The following is a 5,000-nucleotide window of genomic DNA, read 5'->3' on the forward strand; positions in this document are numbered from 1 at the left end:
AGGGATAAGTGCTGAAAGCATCTAAGCATGAAGCCCCCCTCAAGATGAGATTTCCCATAGCGTAAGCTAGTAAGATCCCTGAAAGATGATCAGGTTGATAGGTTCGAGGTGGAAGCATGGTGACATGTGGAGCTGACGAATACTAATAGATCGAGGACTTAACCATATAATATGTAGCAATGTTATCTAGTTTTGAAGGAATATGCCTTCATAGTTTGGTGATGATGGCAGAGAGGTCACACCCGTTCCCATACCGAACACGGAAGTTAAGCTCTCTAGCGCCGATGGTAGTTGGGACCTTGTCCCTGTGAGAGTAGGACGTCGCCAAGCAACTTTAAGACGAGTCAGAATGACTCGTCTTTTTTGTGTTTATAAAAATAAGAATGGCTGGTAAATCTCAGTTTATTAAAATTTCACTTTATTGTTCACATCAACAAGTTCAAAACGCTCACAGACGAGTAACATATCTTCAGAGAAATTAAGACCAATCTCATTTAGTTCCTTTGTAAAAAAACGAACATGGGTGTCTCTCCAGTAATTATAAGTACGATCTCCTTCGCCTTCAGCGATAGCGAATTCTTCGCTTACTTCATTCATTGGTGTTACAGTTACTTCTATTGTCTTAATAATAGCTACAGGTTCATCATTACTATTGAGTATAATACTATAATCATTAGTAGTCGGTAGCGATTCATTTTCTAATTCATAAAAAATGTGACCGGAGCATGTAGCTGTTTTAATACCGTCAATTACTAGTTGTGCAAGATAATTAGGGGCATCCCCAAATTGCCAAGCTGTAACAGATTCTGGTTTTTTGTTGTTTCCCCAATAAGTATCCCAATATGTCTGTGCTAATTGATTCATTTTTATCGTCACCTCACTCTAATTAATATTTAATCTCTTTATAATTCCTAGGAAATTTATTTATTTGTTATGCCTTTGTACTTATTTTTAATTTGTATCAGTGTTTTGCAAATTAAAAAGATACTATGTGGAGTGAATATAGTTTGTAAATATGTTCTGTACATATATGGGATCTTTAATTTTCCAATTGCATTTTATGATAAAGGACATAGTTACTTAAAGAACGTTCAGATTATGAATGGTAGTTTATTATCACTATGCCATATTGAAGTGAGTAATACTAGAGTTGAAATAGATAAAAAAACCGATATTCTAAATTGAATATCAGTTTAATAATATGTGACTTATATGAATCTATAGCAATACGAAAAGCGTAAATAAGATAGCCAACAAAATACGGTAGTATGCAAAAGGTTTTAAACCTATCTTCTCTAAAAGCTTTAGAAAAGTTACTACTGCTAGCATCGCTACTATAAAAGAGGTAATGAATCCTACCGCGAACATAGGGATGTCATCGACACTTAAATACTTCCAACTTTTTAGTAAGTCTAAGCCTGTTGCCCCAATCATTACAGGAAGAGCTATTAGAAAAGAGAATTCAGATGCAGTCTTATAATTTACTTTTGCTAATAGACCTCCAGAGATAGTAGAGCCAGCTCTAGAGAAGCCAGGGTATACCGCTAAGCACTGAAATAATCCGATTGTTAAAGCTTGGCGGTATGTTAAATCGTCCAGTGAATAGGCTGCTGCCCCTTTCTTTTTTACTTCTGCAAAGATCATAAGAATTGCCCCTGCTACAAGTCCAATCACAACAGTGTATGGCTGGAATAAGTATGTTTTAATAATATCATGTAGTAGCAAGCCAGCAACCACTGCCGGAAATACGCCAAGAAATACATGGAACGCGTTGAATTTTTTTTCTTTCTGTATAAGAGGTTTAATATTACATAAAGAAACGAGACGTTTATGATATAAAATTGCAATAGCTAAAATTGCGCCTAGCTGAATAACAATTTCAAACGTTTTTGCTCTTTCTCCCTCAAAGCCTAATAAATGCCCGACTAATATAAGGTGGCCAGTAGAAGATATAGGTAAAAATTCAGCTAATCCTTCTACAATACCGAGTATGAAGGCAATAATGATATCGCTCATAGTTTCACTCCTATACATTAATGAATGTCTACTTTTTTAAAATAGAATAGTGTTGCAATAAATCCGGAAATTGTCGTTACTGCAATGATGATATAAGAATACTCTGGTGGATATGTCGGTTGTAATTCGTTATTTGCGATATCTAGAGTAGCGGTCCACGGAAATAAATCTTTATGCTTGGAGTTTACGAGCATAAGATTAGTCATTGTAATAATGACTGTTAATATAATGGGTGGTACATAGCTCTTCATTACAAGAGTTAGTAGCACAATAGGTGAAGACAATAGAAAGAGAAGTCCACCACATATTAAAAATTCTAGGAAAGAACCTAAAAGTAAAGAAATGTTAAAACCAGGGAAGTTCCCCAATAGCCCTAATATTAAAGTAAGTGCCCAAGCGACTAAAGTTAGCATCATAATCCAAAGAAAGAGAATGATGAATTTACTTATAATAAAGCTAATGCGCGACACGGGGATAGTTAGTAAATTTTTCAGTGTATCTTCTGTATATTCGCGGGTAAGCAAATAAGCAACCACTACTCCATATAAGGGGAATCCTATAACTAAAGTAGTATATAAGTTAACGTCAGTGAATAATTGATGGAACCAAATAGTTGGAGTTGGCTGTTTTGTTTTTATATGTATATAAGAGGCTACTACAACTAAGAAAGGTGCGACACCAGCACCAATAATGCTAATTAAAAACATATTAGAGCGTTTTAGCTTTAAGAGTTCTGTATAGAGTAGATTAACCAATTGTTCCACCTCCAACTAGTTTGGTGAAATAATCTTCTAGTCTATCTTCGCTTATCATCATTTTTAATACTTCAATATCATTAAGAACAAACGTTCTGTTTATGTATCCTTGTTGTCCAAAATGAGAGTAAATACGAATATTTCCTTCATCATGTACTTCATAATCAAAAATTTGAAGATGATTTTCTAATAACATCACAGCTTTATCGTCATTATTCACTTGAAACTCTATGTACTTACGGTTTGCTTTGCGCAGCGTATCAAGAGAAACTTCTTCTAGTAACTTTCCTTCATGAATAATTCCGATACGATCGACTAACTGTTCTACCTCGGCTAATATGTGACTAGAAATGAGTATTGTTATATTTCTTTCTTGAGCTAAAGAATGAATAAGTTTTCGCATTTCTTTAATACCAATAGGGTCTAGTCCGTTAGTTGGTTCATCTAATATGAGTAGCTCAGGATAATGGAGAAGAGCACGTGCAATTCCTAAGCGTTGCTTCATTCCTAAAGAATACTTTCCTACTAACTTTTTTGTCTCATGCTGCAAGCCTACTATTTCTAATGCTTCTTCGATAGCATTCTTTTTGTGAACCCCAATTATTTTTGCATTAATTAATAGGTTTTCTTTTGCAGTTAAGTTTTCATAAAATCCTGGAACTTCAACTATAGAACCAATTCTGCTTAAAATATCTTTTTGATTTTGGAATAAGTTCTCTCCGAATATTTCAATCGTTCCACTTGTAGGCTTTATAAGACTAAGCAGCATGCGAATGGTTGTTGTTTTACCAGCACCGTTGCGGCCTATGAAGCCATAAATCTCCCCTTGTTGAACATTAATATTTAAATTATCTACTGACTTTTGATTGCCATATACTTTAGTAAGGTTAGTCGTTTTTATAATTGTATTTATAGGAGACACCTGCTTTCTATAAGTTCTTACTTACATCATAAAAAGGAAGGCTTAACTGCATATTAATCATTTCTTAACTATTTCTTAAAAGTATTGTGTTTTGGAATAGAAAAGCCAAAAGTAGTTCGTTTCCATGGAGTACTTTCAACCCATATATGTCCACCGTTTTTCTCAACGAGCGCTTTGGAAATAGAAAGCCCGAGACCGCTACCACCAAATGAAGAGTTTCTTGATTGTTCGCTTCGGTACATTCGCTCAAATACGTTTTGTAAATCATGTTTTGGAATACCAGGGCCTTGATCCCAAATATGAAGTTCGTATTCTGCATCAGCTTCTAGCAATTCGACTCCTATTGTTTTCCCATCCTTTCCGTAATAAATTGCATTTTTCATTAAATTACCGATAATCCGCATAATGCTTAGATGATCTGCGATGATAGGACAAGTAGACTCTGGTATGCGAATTTGCAGTTCAATGTTATGTTTTGAGAGCTCAGGTAAAAATTCAATCAAAACTTCTCTAGTAACTTCAGAAAAGTCGAGTTCTTCTTCTTTTAGTGGAAATTCATTAGCGTCTAGCTTCGCCATATTGAATATTTCATCAACTAGGTGCTTTAAGTTATTTGATTTCATATAGAGTATTTTAAGATATTCTTGTTTTTCTATTTCAGAAGCAGCAACTCCGTCTTTCAAAGCATCTATATATCCGATAATGGAGGTGAGTGGTGTTCGTATATCGTGGGAGATACTAGACAAAAGTTGTTTTCTGGATTCCTCGGATCTTTTGGCTTCAATTTGAACCTGCTCTAATTTACCTATTAGCTCGTTTATTGAAAAAACGATATTATGTAATGAGTGGTCATTGCTTGTGAATAATCTCGTTTGTAAGTTTCCTTTTAGTACACGACTTAATTTAGTATCCATTGCTTTGCGATGTTGAATGAATTGTATTCTTGAAAAGAAGAGATAAATTGTAATTAAGATAAGGATAATAAATAAAGACATTTTTATTCTTGGATCCATTTGTATGTTTAAAATCCCGCAAATGATAAGTTGTAATGAAATCAGGAAGAGGGTTTTATCAGTCTTCAAGCTTTTCACCTACAAACTTATAACCAATTCCCCATATAGTCTGAATGAATTTTGGATTGGAAGGGTCAATTTCTATTTTCTTTCTAAGTTTTCGAATATGTACCATAACGGTATTGTCATCTTCTATATAATTATCGTCCCATACATTTCGGAAGAGCTGTGTTTTTGTAAATACTTGACCTGGGTTTGAAGTAAAGAATTTTAACAGTTCCAGTTCTTTTCCGG

General features: G+C 34.4%; 6 protein-coding genes and 2 rRNA genes (2 of these 8 only partly in view). 2 read left to right on the plus strand and 6 right to left on the minus strand.

Annotated features, from left to right (window positions below; translation table 11 throughout):
• A 23S ribosomal RNA gene (locus M1D73_RS01575) occupies nt 1-166 on the plus strand (it extends 2,756 nt beyond the left edge of the window).
• A 48-nt stretch (nt 167-214) separates the two neighbouring features.
• Nucleotides 215-330: ribosomal RNA gene (gene rrf / locus M1D73_RS01580) — 5S ribosomal RNA — on the plus strand.
• Between the two features lie 75 nt (nt 331-405).
• Here the strand turns inward: rrf and M1D73_RS01585 are convergent.
• The 6 genes from M1D73_RS01585 to M1D73_RS01610 form a co-directional block, all read right to left on the minus strand.
• Nucleotides 406-864 carry an ASCH domain-containing protein gene (locus M1D73_RS01585; protein ID WP_001072420.1) on the minus strand — a complete coding sequence of 153 codons (459 nt, stop codon included), beginning with the start codon at nt 862-864 and terminating at the stop codon, nt 406-408.
• A 354-nt stretch (nt 865-1,218) separates the two neighbouring features.
• On the minus strand, nt 1,219-2,016 hold the full coding sequence (gene uppP, locus M1D73_RS01590) for an undecaprenyl-diphosphate phosphatase UppP (protein WP_001279958.1): 798 nt from the start codon (nt 2,014-2,016) through the stop codon (nt 1,219-1,221).
• A 17-nt stretch (nt 2,017-2,033) separates the two neighbouring features.
• The gene (locus M1D73_RS01595) at nt 2,034-2,771 is read right to left on the minus strand and encodes an ABC transporter permease (RefSeq protein WP_000247719.1); all 738 of its coding nucleotides are present in this window, start codon (nt 2,769-2,771) and stop codon (nt 2,034-2,036) included.
• Nucleotides 2,764-3,693: an ABC transporter ATP-binding protein gene (locus M1D73_RS01600; protein WP_000074581.1), complete on the minus strand. Its 930-nt coding sequence runs from the start codon at nt 3,691-3,693 to the stop codon at nt 2,764-2,766. The genes M1D73_RS01595 and M1D73_RS01600 overlap by 8 nt, the downstream gene beginning before the upstream one ends.
• A 68-nt stretch (nt 3,694-3,761) precedes the next feature.
• Nucleotides 3,762-4,775 carry a sensor histidine kinase gene (locus M1D73_RS01605; RefSeq protein WP_000845329.1) on the minus strand — a complete coding sequence of 338 codons (1,014 nt, stop codon included), beginning with the start codon at nt 4,773-4,775 and terminating at the stop codon, nt 3,762-3,764.
• A protein-coding gene (locus tag M1D73_RS01610; RefSeq protein WP_000651997.1) for a response regulator transcription factor crosses the window boundary here: on the minus strand, nt 4,765-5,000 show its 3' end. 478 nt of this gene lie beyond the right edge of the window; only the last 236 of its 714 coding nucleotides appear in the window; its start codon lies beyond the right edge, outside the window; the stop codon is at nt 4,765-4,767. The genes M1D73_RS01605 and M1D73_RS01610 overlap by 11 nt, the downstream gene beginning before the upstream one ends.

This window comes from Bacillus sp. PK3-067, assembly GCF_056738645.1.

Excerpts from the sequence above, each read along its gene's own strand:
- M1D73_RS01585 (WP_001072420.1), bottom strand. The coding sequence starts at position 864 with ATGAATCAATTAGCACAGACATATTGGGATACTTATTGGGGAAACAAC.
- uppP (WP_001279958.1), bottom strand. The coding sequence starts at position 2,016 with ATGAGCGATATCATTATTGCCTTCATACTCGGTATTGTAGAAGGATTA.